Raw genomic sequence first — 22,540 nt, 5'->3', positions numbered from 1 at the left:
TTTTTTCAAAAATCTACTCAAAGTGACGAAATGAATCAAAATACAAAACGGATTAAATACAATAAAGGCTGCATTAAAATGATGCAGCCCTTTTTTAATTAGAATTGAGGAAACTAAGGTGTTTCATTATGTGGCATATCCACCGGTTTGGATTCCGGAGAGCCTTTTTCCCTAAGCCAGATGGAGAGAATTACCAGTGAGGCCACGGCGAGAAATTCGCTTTGCCAGTTCTGGAAAGATTCAAACCAAAAACGGGATTCGGTGATATATTCTGTTGCAGTAGTGGTAGGTTTTTCTTTTGAGATCTGCTCTTCATTATAATCTTTCAGGCTTCCGTAAAAATGAAGTGAAAAACTGATGATAAACAAGAGAGCAAAAGCCAGGGATAAAGAATGTTTATAAATCTTCAGCCAGATTCCGCCTTTTTTAATGGGCCATGGAGCATTAGCGTGAGGAACAGGCTCTTTGTCTACATCTTCCTCTCCTTCCAGTGATTTTGATTCACTTGAGCCTTTCTGACGAAGTGAAACCGTTAAAACAACATACAGCATCATCTGTAAAAATTCACTTTCCCAGTTTTCAAAAGTAGCCTGGATAAAATGTCCGCTGTGAACATATTGTCCGATACTTAATGCAGCCTCTCCGTTTTCAGCCAATTCTTTATTTTCTGTTTTCCACCCCGTAAAAAATTGTGCAGCAAGGCAGGAAATCATAAAGATAATCAAAACAATACTCAAACTGTTTCGATATAAAAACCCTTTTTTAGACATAACCTTATTGTTAATTTTCTGAATCTGTATCTACTCTCGGAAGATCTTTCACCGTAGGTCCGGTAAGAAGTTTTCCGTTGACGTTAAACCTTGAACCGTGACACGGACAGTCCCAGCTGAGTTCTGCGCTGTTCCACCGTACTTCACATTTGGCATGAGGACAGGTGCTTTTTACCAAATGTACTTTTCCGTTCGTTTCTTTGTATAAAGCATAGGATTCACCTTCATATTTCACAACTTTTGCTTCACCCTCTTTTACTTCTGCCAATGAATTAATCTTTTCTGCAAAAAGTTTGTCTTTAATAAAGTCATAAGCGACCACTGCATTTTCTTTGACAAAGTCGGCAAAGCCTGCAATCGGTTTTATTCTGGACGGGCTGAAAGCATTTTCGTATTTACTGCTTCCCGTAACAATAAGATCTGATAAAATCTGTGAAGAAATGGTTCCGAATATCATCCCGTTTCCTCTGAATCCGGTTGCCGTAAAAATCTTTCCGCCGCTTCCCGGAAGTTTTCCTATATACGGAAATCCGTCTACCGGTTCATAGTACTGGCTGGACCAGCTGTAATAAGCTGTTTCCACATCAAAATATTTCCTTACATAATTTTCCAAGCGCGAAAAACATTCGCCCGTATCTTCTTCGTGGCCCGTTTTGTGGTCTTCACCTCCTGCGATAAGCAGTGTCTGCCCTTCAATTTCCTGGGTTCTGTAATAATGGTAAGGATCGATAAGATCATATCCCAGATCTGCAGGATAGTTGCCGCTTTTCAGGCTGAAGGCAATAGCATAGCTTCTGTAAGGTGCATTGGTAATATGAAGAACACTGAGTCCGGGTGGAATATGGGTAGCATACACTACATTTTTAGCTTTGATTTCTCCTTTGGATGTTTCTAAGGCAACATAATTTTCCTGTTCATCGTGGCTTTCACAACGGCAGTCTTCCTGAATAATCCCGCCTAAACTGATGAATGCTTCACAAAGTCCTTTAATATATTTTATCGGATGAAACTGTGCCTGGTCAGGAATAGTCACCGCTTTTTTAAATGGTATCGGAAAAGGAATTTCATCTACATAATTCATGGTATGGCCTACTTTTTCGGAACCTTCCACAATATCGGTAAGCTCTTTCTCCTGTTTTTCGTCTAAAGCGAAGAGATAAGCGATCTTTCTCTGGAAATCGCAGTCTATTTGGTATTGGTGTATATTGTTTTCGATAATCCGAATGGCTTCCTGACCTGTATCTGCCAGCAATTGTGCATTTTCCTGTCCGAAATCGCTGATGGCCTGATTAAAGGTAGTATCAAAAAAATCATTAAGGTGTGCGGTTGTTCCGCCGGTTGTTCCGAAACCGATATTGGCAGCTTCCAGAAGAATGCATCTCTTTCCGGCCTGCTGCAGCTTTAGGGCAGTAGAAATGCCGGTGATTCCTCCACCAACTACTGCGACATCGTAGAGTTGCTGAAGGTCGGCATCCGAGGAAAATTTCCTGATTTCTTCCTGCCATATACTTTTTCTTGCCCCGTCTCTGTACATGATTTAGAATTTTGGTTAAACTTACTTGATCTGCAGTGTATCTTTTTCAGATGTACTGCCATTGTTTTTGTTGGTGCCGGAATTGTTTCCGTCATATTTATTTTTAGGTTCGTCTTCGTCAAAATCACATTTGCATGATGACAGTGCGAAAAGACTTATAATCCCCAGCAATAAAGCAGTAGTTTTCATAATTATTAGGTTTTAATTATCCGTTAACGACAATACCACCGTTTGGATGAAGTACCTGTCCCGTAATCTGCGCGCCGTCTTCACTTGCAAGAAACAAGTAGCTTGTAGCCACTTCTTCCGGTGTTGCATTTCTTTCGAAAGGCGGCTTGTTCGGATCGTCTTCTTCTTCCCCGAAAGTTTCTTTGGTTAATGGCGTGGCTACCGGTCCCGGAGCTACAGCGTTGACGCGAATGCCTTTCGGTTTCGACTGTAAAGCCAAAGAGCGTGTAAAAGAAACAATCGCTCCTTTTGTAGCCGAGTAATCCAGCAGTTCTTCATGTCCCTGATAGGCTACCGCGGATGTTGTATTGATGATAGAGCTTCCCTGTTTTAAATGAGGAAAAACAAGTTTTGTCAAGAGGATCATTCCTATAATATTGGAATTGAACGTGGTTCTGATATTCTCTTCCTCAAGATCAACAATATTGTCCGATGGAATCTGGGTTCCTGCATTATTGACAAGAATATCAATTCCTCCAAATTCGGAAACTATTTTTTTTGTGGTCTCTTCACAGAATTTATAATCATTAACATCTCCCTTATAAATAGAAGCTTTTCTCCCCAGGTTTTCAATTTCTGATTTTACTTGTTCTGCATCTTCATCATCAGAATAATAAATAATGGCAATATCTGCTCCTTCTTTTGCAAAAAGTAATGCTACTGCCTTACCGATTCCGCTGTCTGCTCCTGTGATGAGTGCTGTTTTATTTTCTAATTTTAAATTTGCCATAATAATCTATTTTTCATTGACCGGTTTTTGCATTTCTCCCATTCTGTGTGCGGCCATGCTGTCTGTTGCAATATTGGACATGGCTACGGTGAGTTTATTTTTTAATCCCGAAACAACTTTGTCATCACCATTCATTAAGGCATTAAAACCATCAATAGCTACTTCTTCCGGTGATGCAAGATTGTCTTTATCTTCCAGGATCTTACTTTCATTCATATCTGCTTTATTGAAGAAATCGGTATCCGTAGGCCCGGGTAATAAGGCTGTTACTGTAATTCCGGTATCTTTCAATTCTTCCCTGATGGCTTCCGACCAGGATAAAATAAATGCTTTGGTCCCATGATACACCGAATGCCACGGACCCGGAGCCTTACTTGCAATAGAAGCCAGATTCAGGATCTTTCCGGAACCTTTCGGTAAGCGGTCTTTCAAAAACATTTTGGTCAAAATAAGGACAGAAACGATATTCAGATTAACAATATCTACTTCACGGTGCAGATCTGTATCCTGAAATTTTCCATAAACGCCCTGCCCTGCATCGTTCACAAGGATTGAAGGACTGATACCGTTTAATTTTAATTCAGAATATAAAGAATAGGCGTCTTCTTCAATAAAAAGATTTTTAGCGATGGTAATTACATTAATGCCGAAACTTTTAAATTCATCGACTCTTGTTTTCAGCTCATCATGATTGCGGGCAACCATCACAAGATCATATCCGTTGCTTGCAAACTGTTTTGCAAGCTCATAACCGATCCCACTGGTTGCTCCCGTAACCAGCGCATATTCATTTTTTCTGTTCATAGACCTTACTTTAGAATTAATAACTGATTGATCTCACTTTTAAAACATCCTAAAATAAATTCAGTATAATACAACTGGGCATTTAAGGCCTGTGTCTTAGGATGAAGTTCGAGCTTTTTCGTTAAAATAATCTCTCCTTTGTAAGAAAATGAAAAGAAGGCAAAAATTTTGTACGAAGAATTGCGTATAGGGGTACAATATCCTGTTGTTGCAATCGACCAGTCGGATTCGAAAAGTTTCGCAACATTGAGGGCCATCGTTTCAGCTATATTTTCTGAAACACAGTCGCATTCTTCTGCTTCATGCGCATCAACTCCCAATAACCTTACTTTTTCCTGCAAGGTGTATGAGGTAAGGCCGCCTTTATAAAACATTGAAGCGTTGGGCATCTGAGAGAAAGCAAGCTGTAAACACCCTGAGGTAACGCTTTCTGCAACTGAAATCGTTTCATCGGTAGTCATTAATGACTGGCTGATATATTCCAGAAGATTTTTTTGAAATTCCATAATACTAATATTTAGTGTGTTAGTGTGTATTTTTTTTTAAAGACGTGAAGTCTTCCAGGGATCAAGGAGCTTTTTTATGCGTCCGTTCTGCTTTTATCAAAGATTTCGTATCCTTTTGACACCACTTCGAGTGAAAGCCGATGGGGATAATATCATCCAGTTTTACCCTGCCGCGTTGTACATGATCCATCAATTTATCAATAATTGCATGAACGTTGCACTGGCCGGCCTTGATAGTAATACTTTATCAAAAATCTGTCCAAGTTTGAAATTATCATAATTTACCGGATAAACATCTAAAATTGGACGATACCTCCCCTTCTTATTGCCTTCCTAGTTATTTTCTGGCATTTCTTTCTATTTCAAGATCCCAGACTCTGTGATTTGCAATTGCTGTAATAAATTTATCTGCAGGATTTTCATCTTCAGCGATAACGATAGCAGGATCGATATGATCTTTCATGCTTATATTACTGTTCATATATAATGGTTCGGTCCCTTCGCCAAAATAAATGGCTTTACAGTGTTTGTATGCTTCGTTGATATAATTCAGAGCAGGCTGTTTGTTTTCGGGAGTCAGTAATTCTTTGGTGGAATTTTCTCCTGCCGCAATGTAAAGAGCATCAAAGGAAACACTGGAATTGCTTGTTAAAGAATGTTTCGGAATAAGTGATGAGCCGTCACTTACCTTTACGGGAGCCATACTTGTACCGATGATCTCCACCACTGCATTTTCTGCTTCCAGCTGAGTTTTTAAATCATTAATTGCTGCTGCATCTGCCCCGTCTCCCATAATAAAGCCGATCTTTCTGCCCATAATGGTATCTTTAACGGTATTCTGCATGCTTAATGCTTCTGAAATTTTGGTTTCAGGTTCTCTTTCTTCGCTTTGTAACGTTGAAGGATCTGCGTCTGCAGGAATACTTTGATTCGGGAAGTTGAGTTCTTTTACTTCAACCCCTACTTTAGCCGCAACTTTTGAAGCAAGAGCTTTATCAACAAAAGCAAGCTGGCTTACCATTCTCTCTCTGATTGCAGGGATGGTCACTTTTGAAAGCTCAAAAATCAGTGCATTCTGCAAGTGCATTTTTTCCGGCATCGACTGGCTATTGTAGAATAATTTGGCTTGTGAATAATGATCTACAAAGCTTTTGCTTCTTTCTCTTACTTTAGCTCCGGAAACTCTTGCTTCCTGGGAAACAAAACCTCCTTCTTTCATCATTGCCTGGAAAGGACATCCTCCGCCGATTGAATTCGGTTCATAGCTTACTTTTCCTTTTGCGATCTGTTGTCTCATATAACCATCTCTCTGGTTATTATGAACAACATTTACGGATCTGTTGATCGGGATTTCATGGAAATTAGGACCACCTAATCTGATAAGTTGTGTATCGGTATAAGAAAACAGTCTTCCCTGAAGGAGCGGATCATTAGTGAAATCAATTCCGGGAACCACATGTCCGGGATGGAAAGCAATCTGTTCCGTTTCAGCAAAAAAGTTTTCCGGATTTTTATTTAATGTTAATGTTCCGATAAGCTGAACCGGAACTTCTTCTTCGGGTACAATCTTAGTAGGATCAAGAAGGTCGAAATCATATTTGAATTCATCTTCTTCAGGAATCAGCTGTACTCCGAAATCCCATTCCGGGAACATCCCGTTTTCAATAGATTCCCAAAGGTCTCTTTTGTGGAAATCAGGATCAACTCCCGAGATTCTCTGAGCTTCATCCCACGCTACGGAATGTACTCCTAATTTCGGTTTAAAATGGAATTTCACAAAGTGTGCTTTTCCTTCATCATTAATTAATTTAAAGGTATGAACTCCAAATCCTTCCATTCTTGAAAAACTTCTCGGGATTGCCCGGTCACTCATCAGCCACATGATCATGTGCATGCTTTCGGGCATTAAAGAGATAAAATCCCAGAAGGTATCGTGTGCAGACTGCGCCTGCGGTATTTCGTTGTGAGGTTCCGGTTTTACGGCATGTACAAGATCCGGGAATTCAATAGCATCCTGAATGAAGAATACAGGCATATTATTGGCGACAAGATCATAATTTCCTTCATCAGTATAAAATTTTACGGCAAATCCTCTTACATCCCTTGCAAGATCAGTACTCCCCCTGCTTCCGGCAACCGTTGAAAATCTTACGAAAACAGGAGTTTCTTTTCCGACTTCGGATAAGAAATTGGCTCTTGTGAATTCTGCGAGGCTTTTGGTAAGTTTAAATACGCCGTGTGCTCCTGATCCACGTGCATGAACTACTCTTTCAGGAATTCTTTCATGGTCAAAATGGGTAATTTTTTCTCTTAAAATAAAATCTTCAAGCAAAGTAGGACCTCTGTCTCCCGCTTTCAGGGAATCCTGATTGTTATTGATTTTCAGCCCCTGATTGGTCGTCAGCTTTTCATTTTCATTGGATGTCATGTGAGCTTCCAGCTGGTTCAGTTTTTCGTTGTTCGGTTTGTTGTCTTTCATAATTCTTTATATTTGGTGTGGTATTTTTTAGTTTAAATAAACTATTCAGAAATAATAGAATTTTATCATTAGCTATTTTTAGATTTAAGAAAAGCCATACAGAAAGCTCCATATGGCTGATATTATTGTATGATTAATCTTCCTGTTCCGCATCAAAATTGATGAAGGTTTCAGCGATTTCCGTCAGTTCATAATCGGTATCTTCTTCTTCCTGTAATGTTTTTTCAAGCAGGTCTGCCGCTTTATCATGCCCCATAGTAATAGCCAGCTGTGCCAGTCCGCCATAGGTTGCGATCTCATAGTGTTCAACTTTTTGTGCAGCGATAATTAAGGCAGCGTCCCGTGTCATGGAACCTTCTTCCGTGGATTTGATGATTTCTTCACCTTCTTCGATGATCCCTTTTATAGCCTTACATTCTTTTTTCTCAGGCGTTTCATTAATCAGCTTGAAAACTTTTTCAAGTCTGCTTACGTGTTTCCGGGTAAGCAGCTGGTGATCTTCAAAAGCTTCTTTCAGCTCGTCGGTGGTAGCTGCTTCCTGCATTGTTCCCAACGCTTCAATGATCGCGTTTTCTGCATAATACACATCTTTCAGTGCAGAAACGAAGAATTTGTGTAATGGAGAGTTTTGCATCTCATTTTGATCTACGGTAGCATTGTCTACCGAAGCTGTTTTTTTTGATGAACCTGTTGATCCAGTGGTGGATGATGATGTCCCAGTACCGGTAGTACTGTTATCTTTATTATCTAATGTTTTTGTTGCCATAATGTGAATGTGGTGTTTGATTTTAAAAGATTACCCCTTTAAAAAATTAATAAAGAGGTAATCATGGAAAAAGAATTATGAATTATTACGTCTGCCTCCAAATCCGGATCTGCCCGAACCTGAAGATCTTCCGCCGCCGTGAGAGGCCTGTCCGCCCATACGAGCGATTCTTGTACGTTCTGCCTTACTCATGGAAGCAAAACCTCTTCTTGATGATCCGTTACCAGAACCTGAATTGGAACCTCGACCTGAACCTCCATTATTTCCTGATCTTGAGCCGCCTCTGCCGCTACCTGATCCTGATCTGCCTGAACCGGAATTTGAGCCGGATCCCGATCCTGAAGATCTTCCACCTCCGTTCCTGCTTCCTCTTGGCCTACCCGGATTATCATGTCTGTGATCATAGTTATCACTGTTTGAGTTTGATGAACCTGAAGATCTGCCTCTTCCTCCTGATCTTGATCCTCCGGAACCTCCTGAATTTCTTCCTCTTCCCGATGATCCTGATCCAGAACCAGAACCACGTCCTGATCCTCCACGAGAACCGCCTCTACCGCCTCCGGAAGTAAATCTTCCCTGGCTGTCTCTCTGCTGGTTTCCGTTTCCTGATCTTCCTCTGCCTCTTCCTCTATTATCGTCGTCATCGTCATCGTAGTCTTCATCGTCATAATCTTCATCATCGTAATCTTCATCATCATAGTCTTCATCGTCGTAATCTTCGTCTTCATCATCATCTTCGTCAAAGTAATCTTCATACTCTGAGAAATCATCATCATATTCTTCGTCCTGTGACGCATCGTTATAACCATGGTCATAACCTAACTGATAAATTTCTTCGAGATTGCTTGATGAACCGGAGTTTCCTCTACGATTTCTTGAATTTCTAGTGTTCATAACTGAATTTTTTATATTAATATTATAGTGATGGTATTGCCGGCCGTGACTAGTATTAGACAGCAATGAGTTTTTGGTTAATTTACATGAACATAAAAGCTAAAGAGCTTAAGATGTACCCAGTACGAGGCTTTAAGAATATGGATGAATTAATTAACTCAAATGTACGTTAGAATATATCACCATTTTATGACCCAAATCATGTTGAAAGATATTAATATAAAATTTTTCGGTCTTTTATGGTAAGTTTTCCCTGTTTTTCCATTTTTTTCAGGGTTCTGATTACGGTTTCCACCCTAAGCCCGGTAAGATTGGCAATCTGTTGTCTGGTGAGTTCTACAGGGAAACATTGTCCGCAATCGCCGTCGTGATAGCTTTTAAGGTAATTGAGTAATCCTTCTAGGCGGATAACGGGGTTTTGTGAAGACATGTTTTGCAACATAATGGCCTTGAAATATAATCTTTGCGATAAGCAGGCATTCATTTCAAGGGATACATCGGGATTGTTTTTAAGAAGATTAAGAAAGTTGCTTTTGGAAAGTCTTATGAGCTCTGCATCAGCGATGCAAACAGCATTCATTACATAGAAATTTTCAACAAAAATCATGGCATCCCCGAAGCTTTGCTTTTCACCGACAATATTATGGATGAATTCCTTTCCTTCTTCGTTATAGCTGTTTAGTTTTACCTTTCCTTTAACAACCTGATAGTAATAAGCCGCATGGTCACCTTCTCTGTATATCATCTCATTATGCCTGTACAATTTATTTTCGGCACCGTATGAGAAGAGGAGTTCAGGCTCGATATTCATGCAGCTGACTGTTTTCATTTTTAAAGTTTTTAAGACCGTATTAAATTAAAAAAAATTAGATTTAATACAAAATTTTCCTGTCTTTAATCTTTACAATTTTATCTCTTTCCATTATTTTAATGGTTCTGATGGCCGTTTCTACACAAAGACCTGTAAGACTTGCCATCTGTTGTCTTGTAAGTGGGATCATGAAAGAGTATGGTGATTGATTTTCCTGAAAACTTTTCAGATAATCCATTAATACCGTAAGTTTCGCTGTTGGGTTCTGGGATGATAGATTCTGTGCCATAATCAGCTTGAAATAAAGCTTCTGAGAAAGTGTTTTATTCATTTCAAATGAAATCTCAGGATACAATTTAATCAAATCAAGAAAAACCGTTTTAGGCAGCCTTTGGACAGAACATTTTGTAATGGCAACAGCATTGACAGGATATAGTTTATCAATAAAAAGTAATGATTCTCCTATGCTTTGACCTTCTTCCAAAAGAGTCTGTATGATCTCTTTACCGTCGTCGCTGTAATTATTCAGTTTTGCCTGGCCTGTTATGATCTGATAATAATATTTTGGCACATCTCCTTCGTTAAAAATAATTTCTCCAGGCTGGTAATGCCTGATAATTGCGCCTACCGAATGCAGAACTTCTTCTTTAATAACCATGTTAGCTGTTTTTAAATGTTAAATAGTGAGCATTCCTAGTAAATAGTATTGGTTAGTTCATATTAATATGAATGCAAATTTTGAACCTTATTGCATTTTGTTTAATCAATTTAATGTATTAATGTTTATGTTTTAATTTTTAATATCTATTTTCAATATAAAAATTATTAATTGTCAACATCATTAACTATTTGACATTATTAAATTCAATAATGATTTTTTGATATATAACTACAAAAAAGCCGTTTACTAATAAACGGTTAATTTTTTATCAGAAATAGGTATATTTTTTATCAGCTGTTTCAATAACAGTTGGTAGAATGGCTAGTAGTGGTTATTGTTAAGGTAATTTGCAATCTTCAGGATTCTGTCCGGAATCCGTTTGCAGTGATAAGCCGAATATGCTCTGGAATTTGTAAATTTCATAATATTATTTTGGTGTGTCTTTCAAAGTTAAATATATTCTATTAGAAAAAACATGATTATGATCATAAAAAAAGACCGATAGCTAGCTATGGTCAATTTCAATATTTTAGTAATCTATTTGCTGTCCGGAACAAAATTCTTTCTTGCAAGCTCCTTTCGTACGCGGCTCAGACTTTCGGGAGTAATTCCCAGGTAAGAAGCAATCATCCATTGTGGAACTCTCATCAGCAGGTCCGGATACATTTTTATAAATTTCATATAGCGTTCTTCAGCGGTTTCTCCTAATAAAGAATTGATTCTGTCCTGAAGGCTTTTTATATGTTTCTGGAGAAGAATATCGCTTTTTTCAAGACTGTTGGGGAACTCACCAATCAGCTTATTGATAAAATCAGGATGGAGGAGCAAAACTTCCGAATCTTCTACCGCTTCTATATAATAAATGGATTTTTCATTGAAATAAAGACTGCTACGGTCTGAAATAAGCCAGCTTTCCGGAGCAAACTGAATAATATGTTCTTTGCCGTTTTTATCAATAGAATACATTTTGAGCAATCCTTTTTCAACAAAATAAATGTATCTGCATATTTCGCCGTACTGCAAAAGAAACTGGTTTTTAGGTATTTTCTTTACTTCATAATGCAGACTACACAAATTCACTTTTTCTAAAGGAACGTCCAGAACTTTGGATAAATAATTATTGATATTCTTCATTATACGATTTGGTCTGCCGATATATGTTGATGCGAAGCATTGCTGATTACTGTTCCGTTTTCAATCACCAGTAACTGGGGACTTTCATGTCTTATACCAAGATCCGAAGCTATTTTATTGGATAAGTCCCTGTGGGCAAGCAAATCCAAAAAATACAAATCAGGTTTTTGGTCTGAGTTTTCCATTTCTTTTTCAAAATTCCTTAAAACCGTTTTACTGATAAAACAGCTTGTGGAATGCTTGAAGATGGCAATCTTCCTGGTGAAGGAATGTTCGATTGCTTTTTTAAGATTCTCTTCAGATTCTATATATTTCCAGAGCTGATTCTTTTCAGAACCTTCTTCTTTTCCACCGAATATTTTGTCAAAAAAACTCATACCTTAAATTGTTTTAGATGATGATGAAGATGTTTATATTCCAGAAATCCCCAATCTTTTTCTTTCATTAAACCGAAAAGAACATGGCGTCCCGGGAGATTATTATTCTTGTAACATGTGCTGTATTCTTCAAGCGTTTGCAGAAGGTTTTCTTTTTCTTCTTCAAAATCACATTCAAAATTAATAATAAGTTTTTGAAAAGTAGGCATATTTCTGGGAATTCCGTTATTAAAAACCTGAATCTCCCACTTGGTGATCTTTCCAACCATTGCAAACAAACGGTTAATTTCCGGAAGTTTTATTTTCCCGAGCGGAACCTGAAGCACATGATTACAGTGTCTCATCATCTGGCAGACATTCATTTTGCCCCACAGCGCATGGGAATTTTTGTCCAGAAGATGAATTCTGTTTATGATTTCTTCAAAACATTCAGGGTTATGAAGGCTTTTTTTTACCACCCTTTTTCTTTCTTAAGATTTTCGATATGAGCAAAATGATGGTTGCAATGCCAGGCGTACAAGGCAAGGCAATGTCTTAAATCATAGTTTTTGTTATGTTCCGGATGATGAAAGGTTCTTTCAAACTGCTTGTTGGTCATACTTTTCAACAATGTTGTCCACCTTTGGTGCGTTCCCCGGATCATTCTCATGGCAGGTTTTACAGGCATATTCAGGCTGTCCTGAAGTTCTGCCCATTTCGCTTCGTCATAAGGTTTTATTGTAGGATTTTCTTCTGTAAGCGCCAGTTTGAATCGGATGAAACTGTTGATATGGCTGTCTGCAATATGGTTTACCAGCTGTCGTACGGTCCAGCCTCCTGGTCTATATTGGGTGTCAAGCTGATCATCTGAGAAGTCTTCAATCAGGTTTTTAAGTTTTCCGGGAAAATCTTTGATGACTTTTATATATTCGTCGAGTGTAATATCACAAATATTTTCAGGTACTTCAAAGGTACCTATCGGGAACTTTTTTTGTTCAATATCGTTCATTTTTTTATTGAGATTTAAATCGTTTTAATCACCGATTGTCCTGAAGTCCCGGAATGTAGAGAATTTCATAAATGTCTATTTGTCCGATAAATCTGATTTGGATGACTATTTGCTGTTTGTTTTTGTAAATTTATCAAAAATTCGAGAATTCTAAATATGAAAAAAGCGTTAATAATCGTAGATGTGCAGAATGATTTTTGTGAAGGCGGCGCACTGGCGGTTCCGGGAGCCAATGAGGTAATTCCGTACATCAATGCCCTGATGGAAGAAAATGAATACGATCAGATTGTTTTGACACAGGACTGGCATCCTGCTAATCATAAAAGTTTTGCCAGCAATAATGGCAGAAAAGTAGGAGAAAGTATTATTTTAAACGGCGTTCCGCAGTTCATGTGGCCGGACCACTGTATTCAGGGGACTTTTGGTGCAGAATTTCATAAAGACCTTAACAGAGATAAAGTTACCCACATTATCCAGAAAGGAAAAAATGTTGAGATTGACAGCTACAGCGGTTTTCAGGATAATAATCATTTCATGAAAACCGGACTTGATGATTTTTTGAAATATCATGATATTCAGCTTCTGGAGATTGTTGGCCTTGCTATGGATTACTGTGTAAAATATACATGTACTGATGCTGTAGACAACGGATATGTTACTTGTCTCCATTTTAACGGAACAAGAGCTGTGAATGTAAAGCCGGATAACGGCAGAGATGCAATCTATGATATGATTCAGAAGGGAGTAACTGTTCTCGGATAATTGAGCTCGTATTTAATCCCTGATTTAAACATAAAAAAACCGAAACAATGTTGTTTCGGTTTTTCTATTTATTTTGCCTGTTTGGCCTGAAGTTCAGCTTCTTTAGCTTTCATTTCATTAGCTTTAGCTGTATTTTTTGTTGTGTTGTAGACATCTTTCATAGTCTGAACAGCTGTAAGGTCATTCGGCATTGCCTGCAACCATTTTTCTCCGTATGGTAATGCTTTGCTGAATCTGTCCTTTCTTGCTTCAATAAGCTTTGTTGCTTCGTCTGGTTTTGTTTTTCTTAATGCATTGATTTCATTCACTGCTTTTTCATCATCACCAATTACGGCGTAAACAAGATTCTGGTAAGCATTTCCAAAGTCCGGCTTCAGTTCAATAGCTTTTTGTAATGAAGTAATAGCCTCATTTACCGTCGCTGGGTTTTTAGACTGAAGAACTCCTAAGTTATACCAGTTGGTAGCATCATTAGGATTTTTAGCCAATTGATCCTTAAGATTCTGCATAAACTGATCTGTCTTTCCGGATGCATACAATGCAGTTCCCTGATATTCTTTTAATTTAGCATTATTGGGAAACTTTGCCAAACCTTTCTCAATGATAGTCAGTGCTTCATCATTTTTCTTGGTATTCAGTAAAATCGTTGCTAAAGTTTCATAAAGATCAGATTCTACACTAGGCGATTGTTGAGTTTTGAAGTCAGAATAATCTTTGGAAGCTGTTTTCTTCAGTATTTCCCATGTTTTCTGATCATAACTTGACACCTGTCCTGTTTTATTATCTTTTGCAGTATAGGTTGTTTCAACGCCGGTATAGCCAGAGTTGATAAGATCGGTATATATTTTTGAAGCCTGCGGATAATCATTTGCCAAAGCATAATTAAGTCCTGCGTAATACATATATACTTTATTGTCCTGTCCATTCGATTTAAGTAAGTTGTAAACTTCCATAAACTTAGGAGCCGCTACAGCATAGTTTTTAGCATTATATGCATCCATTGCTGTTTTGTTAGCCTCTTGTAGCTGAGCGTTCACATCTCCTTTTTGTGCGAAAACAAAAGCTGATGCTACGATAGCCATCCCTAAAATTAGCTTTTTCATAATCACTATTTTATATTAATTATACAATTTTATTCTTCCGAATCAGAATTCTCACTGTCTTCTGCATTATGATCTGTCTGCGGAGCTTCTGTATCGTTTTCGTGGTTATCAGCTACTGTTCCTTCTATTTCTTCATTCTCTTCAGAATCTTCTACTTCTTTATCCATTGCTACTTTTGCAATAGCAGCAATTTCATCATTTTTCTTAAGGTTGATCAATCGTACACCCTGTGTATTTCTTCCCATTACTCTCATCTCATCCATTCCCATTCTGATGGCAACTCCGGATTTATTAATGATCATTAATCCGTCTTCATCCGTTACATTCTGGATGGCAATCAGATTTCCTGTTTTTTCAGTAATATTTAAAGTAATAACTCCTTTTCCTCCTCTATTGGTGATTCTGTAATCTTCAACGGCTGTTCTCTTTCCGTACCCTTTTTCAGATACTACAAGAACGGTTTCTTTTTCTACATCGTTTACCACAATCATCCCGATTACTTCATCATCATCATCCATTGCAATTCCACGTACCCCGATAGATCCTCTTCCTACTTCTCTTACTTTTTCTTCCGGGAAACGGATACATTTACCATTTTTAGTAGCAATCATAATCTGTGATGTACCATTGGTAAGATATGCTCCTAATAGCTGGTCATTATCACGGATTTCGATGGCATTCACCCCGTTTACTCTCGGTCTTGAATACGCTTCCAGTGATGTTTTCTTGATGGTCCCGTTTTTAGTAACCATTACTACACTCATTTGGTTTACATATTCAGAATCTTTAAGGTTATTGGTTCTGATGTAAGCTTTAATCTTATCATCCGGTTCGATGTTGATCAAATTCTGAACCGCTCTTCCTTTGGCTGTTTTGGAACCTTCAGGAATTTCGAATACTCTTAACCAGTAACATCTTCCTTTTTCTGTGAAGAACAGCATATACTGGTGATTGGTTGCAGATACGATATACTCAAGGAAATCAGAGTCTCTTGTTGTTGCCGCTTTATTTCCTACACCTCCCCTGCTTTGAATTTTGTATTCTGAAAGCGAAGTTCTCTTGATATATCCGGCATGCGAAATGGTAAGTACTACAGATTCATTAGGAATAATATCTTCGATAGACATTTCACCTCCCGAATAATCAATTTCGGTTCTTCTTTCGTCACCATATTTTTCCTTAACTTCAATTAATTCATCTTTGATGATCTGGAATCTTCTTGGTTCATTAGCCAGAATGTCCTCAAGATCAGCAATTTCTTTCATAATCGTATCGTACTCATCACGGATCTTATCAAGCTCCATTCCTGTAAGACGGGCAAGACGTAAATCAAGAATTGCCTGCGCCTGGATCTCAGAAAGCTCAAAGGCCTCTATTAATCCTTCTTTTGCAGCCTGCGGATTGGCAGAGTGACGAATGATAGAGATGGCTCTGTCTAGTGAATCCTGTGTTCCGATCACTTTCATGAAACCTTCCAAAATATGAGCTCTTTCTTTTGCTTTTCTAAGCTCAAATTGGGTTCTTCTTACGATTACTTCATGACGGTGCTCCACAAAATGGTGGATGATGTCTTTCAGATTCAGCTGCTCCGGTCTCCCATGTACCAATGCAATATTATTAACACTGAAAGAAGTCTGAAGTGAAGTATATTTATATAATAAGTTTAAGACAACATTCGGAATTGCATCATTTTTTAATTCATAAACAATACGAAGTCCTCTTCTGTCTGATTCATCTCTGATTTCGTAGATTCCCGGGATTTTTTCTTCCTTCACCAGTTCTGCCGTTCTGGCAATCATTTCGGCTTTATTTACCTGATAAGGAACTTCATTTACAATGATTGCATTTCTGTTTCCTATCTCTTCAAAAGCAACTTTAGCACGAAGGACTACCCTTCCTCTCCCGGTGTGGAATGCATCCCTTACGCCGTCATATCCGTAAATGATACCTCCTGTAGGGAAATCCGGAGCAATAATATGCTGCATCAGTTCATCAATAGTGATCTCCCTGTTATCGATGTAAGCACATATAGCATCCACCGATTCCGATAAATTGTGTGGTGCCATATTGGTGGCCATCCCTACCGCAATACCGGAAGTTCCGTTTACTAAAAGATTGGGGATTTTAGAAGGTAAAACCGTTGGCTCCTGCAAGCTGTCGTCAAAGTTATTCTGAAAATCAACCGTTTCTTTGTCTAAGTCTGAAAGTACTTCATCAGAAATCTTTTTTAATCTTGCTTCGGTATAACGCATTGCTGCCGGTGGATCACCATCCATTGAACCGAAGTTACCCTGCCCGTCTACCTGAGGATAACGAAGGCTCCAGTCCTGAGCCATTCTTACCATTGCATCGTATACAGAAGAATCTCCGTGAGGGTGATATTTACCTAAAACGTCTCCAACAATTCTAGCAGATTTTAAATATTTTCTATTAGAAAAAACCCCTAATCCATACATACCGTAAAGTACTCTTCTATGAACGGGTTTCAAGCCGTCTCTCACGTCAGGTAACGCCCTTGAAACGATAACAGACATCGAATAATCGATATAAGACGACTTCATTTCATCAACAATATTGATGGGAATCAGTCTTTCTCCTTCTTTTTGCATAAACAAATTTTATTATAATGACAGTCAGACCCTTAGCTGTATGTCTGAAAATTATTTTTTTTGAATTTTTATTAACGGGCTAATTTACGAAAAATTTGCCGATTTTTGCCGTAGAATTTTACTCAAAATATTAAAAAAATCATAAAATATGAGCGTATTAAGTATAACTTTCCACTGTACGAAAAACAATCTGGAAGAATGGGAAAATTATATCGATGAAACATTGATTCTGATGGCAGAAAATTTACTGGATGTCAATAAATATATCCTGTCTGAGGTGCATAGTGATTATATTGATGAAGGGAAAAATTATAATCTCCTGCTGGTTTTTGATAATGATGATCTAAGGGAAGACTTTGTACAAAGCGAACTTAAGAATATTGCAGAACGTGTAGAAGCCAGGTTCGGAACGGAAGTAATGATTTTTAATACTTTTTTAAATCCAAGAAAGACAAGATTTTAAATATAAATAAAAGCCCGGAAAATTTCCGGGCTTGTTTTTTTATCGTCTGTGCGGTGGTTCCGGCGGCCTTGGCGGAGCCGGTGGTCTTGGAAGACATGAAGAAAGCGCGGCAAACAGCGCCAGCGCCAATAACATTTTGGATAAATTTTTCATAAAAACAGTTTTTGTGATTGATATATAGGTATCAAGCGGAATGCCAAATTATAAAGCAACTGAAACACAACTAAACGACAAAGCACCGGATAATCCGATGCTTTTATTTTTTTCATTTTCACCTGTGACGTCCATGTCCTCTGTGATGCCCGTGGCCAGGACCATGTCCTCTTTTCTCGTAGATATACACTTTCTTTGCATGTCCCGGAGGCATCCCTCTTCTACCATGATGTTCATGAACAATACATGAAGTCATCATCATCATCACTGTTGTCACTCCAACAATTTTAATCAATCCTTTCATTTTTTCACTTTTCAAATTCAGGTTAAGGCAACAATGTTAATGCCAAAAAAAAATGATTTTATGTTAAAAAAATGATAAAAACCGTTGTTAAACAGTCTTTACAAGCAATATTACCTGAAAAGAAAAAATAGAATTAATGATATTTTCGCTTATATTTTCTTTTAATTCTTGAATAATGTGTTTGTTTGCTATGCTCATCCTCGGAGATTACACTAATATTCCCATCAACTTCAAGAACAGATAGTTTTACATTCTCAATGCCGTCTACTCCATGTTCCCTCACCGCTTCATCTAGTTCACTTCTGCTAATTTTCACCCTATTTAAAGCTTGTTCATCCATTTTACCATCTTTTACAAGAATTACCGGATCATCTTCCAGGAAACTCTCGAATTTCCTGTTGGAAAACATAAAACGCTTAACAATAAAATTCGCAATAAAAAGAACAAGTGCAGCTATAAGCCCTCCCTGTAGCGAGGTGTTTTCCCCCACCATTGCGTTTTGTACTGCGTTGGAAATAAGCAGCAGCAGGACAACATCGCCGGCATTAAGCTGTGAAAGCTGATTTTTACCAAAAAGACGGATTGCGATTACCATGAAAAGATAAACACAAAGTGAGCGTAGAACGACATCTAAAATGGGATTCACTACAATTTAATTATACAATAAATGTAACAATTTTTGCGTATAATTTGAAAAAATGAATAAAGTAAAGATTAGAATGACCTATAGAAATAAAAAAAACCGCTTAAAGCGGCTGTAAGTATTAAGGACATTGTGAAATTTGAGCTTCACTGCAGACAAGCTTATTTAATCTTTCGCAGTACACACAATATTGTTTTGGCTGCCCTCCGTACACGGATTTAAGTTCCGTCTTTGTTAGTTTCTTTAAATTTTTCATATCGTTTTAATTTTGTTGGTTCAATATACAACGAAATTTATTCTAGATTATTACAGATTTTCATTTTATTTTTTCATGATTTTCATTTAGTAAATAAAATTTTAAATCATTTTTGAAAGTGCATTCTTTTAAATTTTTCAAAATCGGAATAATCATAATCCGGACATGCTCCGGCTTTAGAAGTAATAAATGCACCGAGTGCCACTGCATTTCTGATAATTTCTTCCGGATCTTCATTGGTAATTCTTTTTGAAATGAATCCTGAAAGAAAAGCGTCGCCGCTTCCAACGGTATCTGCAACCGTAATCGGTACAGCCGGAAGTGTGTAGCTTTTGTCATGCACAAAATAGCTCGCTCCTCTACTTCCTTTGGTTAAAACGATTTCATCAACAGCAAAACTTCGTTGAATAGCTTTCACCGCTTCTTCGTCCGTCTGAAATTCTTCCCCTATCAGCTCAATGATCTGCTCCAGCTCGGATTGGTTTATCTTAACAATATCCGCTTTATGTAAAAGTGTTTTTATTAATTCTTTATCAATAAACGGAGGTCTGAAATTAACATCAAAAATCCTGAGCTTTGCTTTGTCGAGAAGTTTTAACAACGTATTTCTTGTTTCATCGTTTCTTGAAGAAAGACTTCCGAAGACAAAAGCTTCAGCATTGAACAGCCAATTATCATACTCAGGAAAATATTCGATATGATCCCAAGCTACGTTATTGGTGATTTCATAAGTTGCTTCATTATGCTCATCAATTTTTGCGATGACGGTACTGGTTGGATAATTTTGATCAACCTGTATCAGTTCAGTAGAAATCCCCCAGCTAACGATTTGCTGTCTTAATTTTTCACCCAGATTATCGTTTCCGGTTCTGCTGATCACCTTTACATCAATACCCATTTTATGCACATTATATGCTACATTAAAGGGTGCTCCGCCGGCTCTGGAACCTTCAGGAAATAGATCCCATAATACTTCGCCGAAACATACTATATAAGATTTTTTATCTGTCATTAAATCAATAAATTTTTATTATTCTACAGAATTTCGTTCTACAAATTCTGCCTGCAATGTCGCTCTTTTACCGTGTTGTATATAGCTGTTGATCTGGCTGTCCAGAAGCTTTACGGATTCGCGGGCCATTTCTTCCAAAGGCTGGCGAACAAAACTTACTTCGGTTGGAAAAAGGTAATAAGCTTCCGTCTCATCAAACGCAACCAATGAAACACTTTCGGGAACTTTAATATTATTATCGATAAGATAGCGTAATCCTGCGATTCCGAGCTTGTTGCTTGAAAAGTAAATAGCCGTTTTTTTAGAAAGATCAAGATTATTGTGAAGCTGCAGATGAACTTCTTCAGTGATATTATGAATTCCCGTTAAAATCCGTTTGATGGTAACATCAGAATTTTCGGCTCTTGTTTCAAAACCGTGTTGCCGGTCAAGCAAATGTGGCAGTTCTGTGTCATATCCTACATAAATAAGCTCATCAAAATCCTTCATGAGTAAATAGTCACAAATCTGTTCCGAGATTTCAAAATTATTGATCATCACTCCCGGAAGATCTATATTCTTCAGGTATCTGTCAATGGTTACAATAGGATATTCTTCGCGTACAAGCCTGTTAATAGCATCATCAGATCCAGTTACAGGGGCAAGAATCATCCCGTCAACCTGCTGTTCAGAAAACAATTCGGTAAGTTTTCCGAATTTTTCAGGATTTTCGTCACAGCTGCCAATCAGAAGCGTATATCCCATTTTCATGGCTTCATCTTCAATACTTCTGGCAATATTTGAGTAAAAATCGTTGGAAATATCAGCTACGATAAGACCTATCAATTTACTTTTACTCATCTTAAGGCTTTTGGCGATTTTATTGGGTGTATAATTGATTTCCTGTGCAACTTTCAGAATTTTATCCCGGGTTGCTTCGCTAATCCGGCTTCCTTCTTTTTTGTTAAGAACATAAGATACTGTCGCTACTGAAACTCCTGCAATTCTTGCTATATCTTTTATTGAAGCTCGCTTCATAATTGTTGGCTTTATCGCAAAAATATTCTATTATAGATATAAAAAACAATAGGATTATTTTTTGGATGTTTGAAAAATAATTGTAGTTTCGCGGATTTATTAAAGGGTGACGATGATGGAGATAAGTTTATGATTTACAATTATTTAATTTTTTATTTAAATTACACTTTTTTGTTTATTTGATGCAAAAAATTAAAATAATAACATTTACGGATTATTTTGGTTAAACGTTTATACTTAAATATAATCAAAAATAAACGTAATTCAAATCAGAAGAGAAAATTTATGCTGAATGGAAACTTTATTTTTATCTTATAAATGATTTTCGTTTTGTCTCCTCCTTCATAATTCTTACTTTAGCTATACAAATTATTATGTATGATAGATAAGATAAACGTTAGGGTTTATGCCTGTGCGGTGAAGGATAATAAAGTTCTGACTTTGTTTGAGGAGTATGCAGGTGAACCTTTAATGAAGTTTCCAGGAGGCGGGCTTGAATTTGGGGAAGGGCTGATAGAATGTCTGCACCGCGAGTTTGACGAGGAATTGAATGTTAAAATAGAGATCCTGGAACATTTTTACACCCAGGAAAATTTTATGGTTTCGCGTTTTAGGGAGAATGAACAACTGCTTACTGTTTATTATCTCGTGAATATCATTAATGAAGAAGATTTCCTTATTCTTGACCCTTGCATTGAAAAAACAGAATGGATTGATATTGACAGAGCAGACAATCCTTTTGTTCTTCCCATCGATAAAGTTGTTTTCGATAAGCTGAAAGAAAAATTCCTGTAAAAATATTACAGGAATTTTTCTTTATATTGATTTATTATTTGTAGACTCTGAAATTTGCCGCTCCGGGGTATGGTTGCAAATAGCCTGAGTTCCAGTTAGACTGAAGCAGTGATTCAAGATATTCATCCGTTCTGTTTACATGCGGATCATATTTATCCTTAAGGTCTATATCTGCCATTTTACCTTTTACATTCCACCAGAAGGCACTCCATCCTCCTCTTAATTCTTTTATGATTTCATAGACATTTTTGCCGGTAGCTCTGTTCATTAGTTTTGCAAAGATCTGTCCTTCGGTTGTTGTAAGATCTCTCAGCTGTTTCTCATACTGGTCGGCAAGCATATTCTGCCGGTCTTTAATGTATTTTCTTTTCGCTTTGCTGTCCAGATTATTCATCTCACCCTGAATATCCCTGTATTGTTGCAGGGCAGTTAAAAATAAAGGATAAACCCTGTAGAGTTTTTTATTAAGAAAATAGTAATAGTTTCTGTCGAGCTGGTTATTAAACCTTGGTTTATTCAGCAAAACAAGTTCATCCATTACCACCACCGTTTCACCATTGATCTCGTAAATTTTGGCTTTCTGTCTTTCATCATAAAAATATTTATTTCCGAATTCGTCTACCTTTAAAAGTTCCTGAGGATATTGGCTTAAAGGTTTTGCGATCACAGAGTCTCTCTGCCCGAAAACACTCACCCCAAAAAAGAAAAGATAAAGACAAATAATCTTGCTAAATTTCATTA

General features: G+C 37.5%; 26 protein-coding genes. 3 read left to right on the top strand and 23 right to left on the bottom strand.

Features of this window, described 5'->3' with window-relative positions; translation table 11 throughout:
* Positions 1-113: 113 nt before the first annotated feature.
* The 15 genes from M0D58_RS02390 to M0D58_RS02320 form a co-directional block, all read right to left on the bottom strand.
* Positions 114-770: a DUF6766 family protein gene (locus tag M0D58_RS02390; protein ID WP_248393415.1), complete on the bottom strand. Its 657-nt coding sequence runs from the start codon at positions 768-770 to the stop codon at positions 114-116.
* Positions 771-780: 10 nt separating this feature from the next.
* Entirely contained in the window at positions 781-2,304 is a 1,524-nt protein-coding gene (locus tag M0D58_RS02385; RefSeq protein WP_248393414.1) for an FAD-dependent oxidoreductase, read from the bottom strand.
* A 21-nt stretch (positions 2,305-2,325) separates the two neighbouring features.
* Positions 2,326-2,493 carry a hypothetical protein gene (locus M0D58_RS02380; RefSeq protein ID WP_248393413.1) on the bottom strand — a complete coding sequence of 56 codons (168 nt, stop codon included), beginning with the start codon at positions 2,491-2,493 and terminating at the stop codon, positions 2,326-2,328.
* Positions 2,494-2,509: 16 nt separating this feature from the next.
* Entirely contained in the window at positions 2,510-3,262 is a 753-nt protein-coding gene (locus tag M0D58_RS02375) for an SDR family oxidoreductase (RefSeq protein WP_248393411.1), read from the bottom strand.
* Between the two features lie 6 nt (positions 3,263-3,268).
* The gene (locus M0D58_RS02370) at positions 3,269-4,066 is read right to left on the bottom strand and encodes an SDR family NAD(P)-dependent oxidoreductase (RefSeq protein WP_248393409.1); all 798 of its coding nucleotides are present in this window, start codon (positions 4,064-4,066) and stop codon (positions 3,269-3,271) included.
* A 5-nt stretch (positions 4,067-4,071) separates the two neighbouring features.
* Entirely contained in the window at positions 4,072-4,572 is a 501-nt protein-coding gene (locus tag M0D58_RS02365) for a CinA family protein (protein ID WP_248393402.1), read from the bottom strand.
* A 337-nt stretch (positions 4,573-4,909) separates the two neighbouring features.
* Entirely contained in the window at positions 4,910-7,051 is a 2,142-nt protein-coding gene (locus M0D58_RS02360; protein WP_248393397.1) for a catalase, read from the bottom strand.
* A 133-nt stretch (positions 7,052-7,184) separates the two neighbouring features.
* Positions 7,185-7,817, bottom strand: coding sequence for a ferritin-like domain-containing protein (locus M0D58_RS02355; protein WP_248393396.1), 633 nt, complete (start codon positions 7,815-7,817; stop codon positions 7,185-7,187).
* Between the two features lie 188 nt (positions 7,818-8,005).
* Entirely contained in the window at positions 8,006-8,572 is a 567-nt protein-coding gene (locus tag M0D58_RS02350) for a hypothetical protein (RefSeq protein ID WP_248393395.1), read from the bottom strand.
* A 353-nt stretch (positions 8,573-8,925) separates the two neighbouring features.
* Positions 8,926-9,540: a Crp/Fnr family transcriptional regulator gene (locus M0D58_RS02345; RefSeq protein WP_248393393.1), complete on the bottom strand. Its 615-nt coding sequence runs from the start codon at positions 9,538-9,540 to the stop codon at positions 8,926-8,928.
* A 43-nt stretch (positions 9,541-9,583) separates the two neighbouring features.
* Positions 9,584-10,180: a Crp/Fnr family transcriptional regulator gene (locus M0D58_RS02340; protein WP_248393391.1), complete on the bottom strand. Its 597-nt coding sequence runs from the start codon at positions 10,178-10,180 to the stop codon at positions 9,584-9,586.
* A 540-nt stretch (positions 10,181-10,720) separates the two neighbouring features.
* Complete coding sequence (locus M0D58_RS02335) at positions 10,721-11,317, bottom strand: Crp/Fnr family transcriptional regulator (protein WP_248393388.1); 597 nt, start codon at positions 11,315-11,317, stop codon at positions 10,721-10,723.
* A complete protein-coding gene (ytxJ, locus tag M0D58_RS02330; RefSeq protein WP_248393386.1) occupies positions 11,317-11,694 on the bottom strand; it encodes a bacillithiol system redox-active protein YtxJ in 378 nt (125 codons plus the stop codon). Before ytxJ ends, M0D58_RS02335 begins: the two co-directional genes overlap by 1 nt.
* Entirely contained in the window at positions 11,691-12,152 is a 462-nt protein-coding gene (locus tag M0D58_RS02325) for a DUF1569 domain-containing protein (RefSeq protein ID WP_248393383.1), read from the bottom strand. Before M0D58_RS02325 ends, ytxJ begins: the two co-directional genes overlap by 4 nt.
* Positions 12,146-12,682, bottom strand: coding sequence for a YfiT family bacillithiol transferase (locus M0D58_RS02320; RefSeq protein ID WP_248393381.1), 537 nt, complete (start codon positions 12,680-12,682; stop codon positions 12,146-12,148). The genes M0D58_RS02325 and M0D58_RS02320 overlap by 7 nt, the downstream gene beginning before the upstream one ends.
* Positions 12,683-12,838: 156 nt before the next feature.
* On the opposite strand from M0D58_RS02320, the gene pncA reads away from it, so the two are divergent.
* Positions 12,839-13,444, top strand: coding sequence for a bifunctional nicotinamidase/pyrazinamidase (gene pncA, locus M0D58_RS02315; protein WP_072882881.1), 606 nt, complete (start codon positions 12,839-12,841; stop codon positions 13,442-13,444).
* 68 nt (positions 13,445-13,512) lie between these two features.
* Here pncA and M0D58_RS02310 read toward each other — a convergent pair whose 3' ends face one another.
* Both M0D58_RS02310 and gyrA read right to left on the bottom strand, forming a co-directional pair.
* Positions 13,513-14,547 (bottom strand): tetratricopeptide repeat protein, encoded by a 1,035-nt coding sequence (locus tag M0D58_RS02310; RefSeq protein ID WP_248393380.1) that lies wholly within the window; start codon positions 14,545-14,547, stop codon positions 13,513-13,515.
* A gap of 29 nt (positions 14,548-14,576) precedes the next feature.
* The gene (gyrA, locus tag M0D58_RS02305) at positions 14,577-17,156 is read right to left on the bottom strand and encodes a DNA gyrase subunit A (protein ID WP_248393377.1); all 2,580 of its coding nucleotides are present in this window, start codon (positions 17,154-17,156) and stop codon (positions 14,577-14,579) included.
* A gap of 148 nt (positions 17,157-17,304) precedes the next feature.
* On the opposite strand from gyrA, the gene M0D58_RS02300 reads away from it, so the two are divergent.
* Positions 17,305-17,619 carry a DUF4286 family protein gene (locus M0D58_RS02300; protein WP_248393375.1) on the top strand — a complete coding sequence of 105 codons (315 nt, stop codon included), beginning with the start codon at positions 17,305-17,307 and terminating at the stop codon, positions 17,617-17,619.
* A 271-nt stretch (positions 17,620-17,890) separates the two neighbouring features.
* Here M0D58_RS02300 and M0D58_RS02295 read toward each other — a convergent pair whose 3' ends face one another.
* The 5 genes from M0D58_RS02295 to M0D58_RS02275 all read right to left on the bottom strand — a co-directional run bounded on the left by M0D58_RS02295 (position 17,891) and on the right by M0D58_RS02275 (position 21,004).
* Positions 17,891-18,076: a hypothetical protein gene (locus tag M0D58_RS02295; protein WP_248393373.1), complete on the bottom strand. Its 186-nt coding sequence runs from the start codon at positions 18,074-18,076 to the stop codon at positions 17,891-17,893.
* Between the two features lie 133 nt (positions 18,077-18,209).
* Entirely contained in the window at positions 18,210-18,722 is a 513-nt protein-coding gene (locus M0D58_RS02290; RefSeq protein WP_248393371.1) for a DUF421 domain-containing protein, read from the bottom strand.
* Between the two features lie 118 nt (positions 18,723-18,840).
* Complete coding sequence (locus M0D58_RS02285) at positions 18,841-18,975, bottom strand: bacteriocin-like protein (RefSeq protein ID WP_072882896.1); 135 nt, start codon at positions 18,973-18,975, stop codon at positions 18,841-18,843.
* Positions 18,976-19,081: 106 nt separating this feature from the next.
* A complete protein-coding gene (locus M0D58_RS02280) occupies positions 19,082-19,987 on the bottom strand; it encodes a carbohydrate kinase family protein (RefSeq protein WP_248393369.1) in 906 nt (301 codons plus the stop codon).
* An 18-nt stretch (positions 19,988-20,005) separates the two neighbouring features.
* Positions 20,006-21,004, bottom strand: a complete 999-nt coding sequence (locus M0D58_RS02275) for a LacI family DNA-binding transcriptional regulator (protein ID WP_248393366.1) — start codon at positions 21,002-21,004, stop codon at positions 20,006-20,008.
* Between the two features lie 378 nt (positions 21,005-21,382).
* On the opposite strand from M0D58_RS02275, the gene M0D58_RS02270 reads away from it, so the two are divergent.
* Positions 21,383-21,799 (top strand): NUDIX domain-containing protein, encoded by a 417-nt coding sequence (locus M0D58_RS02270; protein WP_248393364.1) that lies wholly within the window; start codon positions 21,383-21,385, stop codon positions 21,797-21,799.
* 34 nt (positions 21,800-21,833) lie between these two features.
* Here M0D58_RS02270 and M0D58_RS02265 read toward each other — a convergent pair whose 3' ends face one another.
* Complete coding sequence (locus tag M0D58_RS02265; RefSeq protein ID WP_248393363.1) at positions 21,834-22,538, bottom strand: DUF4294 domain-containing protein; 705 nt, start codon at positions 22,536-22,538, stop codon at positions 21,834-21,836.
* Between the last annotated feature and the right edge of the window lie 2 nt (positions 22,539-22,540).

The sequence above is a fragment of the Chryseobacterium nepalense genome (assembly GCF_023195755.1).
Taxonomy (GTDB): domain Bacteria; phylum Bacteroidota; class Bacteroidia; order Flavobacteriales; family Weeksellaceae; genus Chryseobacterium; species Chryseobacterium nepalense.
This window is presented reverse-complemented; position numbering and strand designations above follow the sequence as displayed.

What these genes read in the sequence shown, in the direction of transcription:
- M0D58_RS02385 (WP_248393414.1), bottom strand. Translation starts at nt 2,304, where the DNA reads ATGTACAGAGACGGGGCAAGAAAAAGTATATGGCAGGAAGAAATCAGG.
- M0D58_RS02300 (WP_248393375.1), top strand. Translation starts at nt 17,305, where the DNA reads ATGAGCGTATTAAGTATAACTTTCCACTGTACGAAAAACAATCTGGAA.
- M0D58_RS02285 (WP_072882896.1), bottom strand. Translation starts at nt 18,975, where the DNA reads ATGAAAAATTTAAAGAAACTAACAAAGACGGAACTTAAATCCGTGTAC.
- ytxJ (WP_248393386.1), bottom strand. Translation starts at nt 11,694, where the DNA reads ATGAGTTTTTTTGACAAAATATTCGGTGGAAAAGAAGAAGGTTCTGAA.
- M0D58_RS02340 (WP_248393391.1), bottom strand. Translation starts at nt 10,180, where the DNA reads ATGGTTATTAAAGAAGAAGTTCTGCATTCGGTAGGCGCAATTATCAGG.
- M0D58_RS02370 (WP_248393409.1), bottom strand. Translation starts at nt 4,066, where the DNA reads ATGAACAGAAAAAATGAATATGCGCTGGTTACGGGAGCAACCAGTGGG.
- M0D58_RS02275 (WP_248393366.1), bottom strand. Translation starts at nt 21,004, where the DNA reads ATGAAGCGAGCTTCAATAAAAGATATAGCAAGAATTGCAGGAGTTTCA.
- M0D58_RS02360 (WP_248393397.1), bottom strand. Translation starts at nt 7,051, where the DNA reads ATGAAAGACAACAAACCGAACAACGAAAAACTGAACCAGCTGGAAGCT.
- M0D58_RS02390 (WP_248393415.1), bottom strand. Translation starts at nt 770, where the DNA reads ATGTCTAAAAAAGGGTTTTTATATCGAAACAGTTTGAGTATTGTTTTG.
- M0D58_RS02365 (WP_248393402.1), bottom strand. Translation starts at nt 4,572, where the DNA reads ATGGAATTTCAAAAAAATCTTCTGGAATATATCAGCCAGTCATTAATG.
- M0D58_RS02375 (WP_248393411.1), bottom strand. Translation starts at nt 3,262, where the DNA reads ATGGCAAATTTAAAATTAGAAAATAAAACAGCACTCATCACAGGAGCA.
- M0D58_RS02265 (WP_248393363.1), bottom strand. Translation starts at nt 22,538, where the DNA reads ATGAAATTTAGCAAGATTATTTGTCTTTATCTTTTCTTTTTTGGGGTG.
- M0D58_RS02335 (WP_248393388.1), bottom strand. Translation starts at nt 11,317, where the DNA reads ATGAAGAATATCAATAATTATTTATCCAAAGTTCTGGACGTTCCTTTA.
- gyrA (WP_248393377.1), bottom strand. Translation starts at nt 17,156, where the DNA reads ATGCAAAAAGAAGGAGAAAGACTGATTCCCATCAATATTGTTGATGAA.
- M0D58_RS02320 (WP_248393381.1), bottom strand. Translation starts at nt 12,682, where the DNA reads ATGAACGATATTGAACAAAAAAAGTTCCCGATAGGTACCTTTGAAGTA.
- M0D58_RS02380 (WP_248393413.1), bottom strand. Translation starts at nt 2,493, where the DNA reads ATGAAAACTACTGCTTTATTGCTGGGGATTATAAGTCTTTTCGCACTG.
- M0D58_RS02270 (WP_248393364.1), top strand. Translation starts at nt 21,383, where the DNA reads ATGATAGATAAGATAAACGTTAGGGTTTATGCCTGTGCGGTGAAGGAT.
- M0D58_RS02345 (WP_248393393.1), bottom strand. Translation starts at nt 9,540, where the DNA reads ATGAAAACAGTCAGCTGCATGAATATCGAGCCTGAACTCCTCTTCTCA.
- M0D58_RS02280 (WP_248393369.1), bottom strand. Translation starts at nt 19,987, where the DNA reads ATGACAGATAAAAAATCTTATATAGTATGTTTCGGCGAAGTATTATGG.
- M0D58_RS02355 (WP_248393396.1), bottom strand. Translation starts at nt 7,817, where the DNA reads ATGGCAACAAAAACATTAGATAATAAAGATAACAGTACTACCGGTACT.
- M0D58_RS02310 (WP_248393380.1), bottom strand. Translation starts at nt 14,547, where the DNA reads ATGAAAAAGCTAATTTTAGGGATGGCTATCGTAGCATCAGCTTTTGTT.
- M0D58_RS02350 (WP_248393395.1), bottom strand. Translation starts at nt 8,572, where the DNA reads ATGAAGATTACTTTGACGAAGATGATGATGAAGACGAAGATTACGACG.
- pncA (WP_072882881.1), top strand. Translation starts at nt 12,839, where the DNA reads ATGAAAAAAGCGTTAATAATCGTAGATGTGCAGAATGATTTTTGTGAA.
- M0D58_RS02295 (WP_248393373.1), bottom strand. Translation starts at nt 18,076, where the DNA reads ATGAAAGGATTGATTAAAATTGTTGGAGTGACAACAGTGATGATGATG.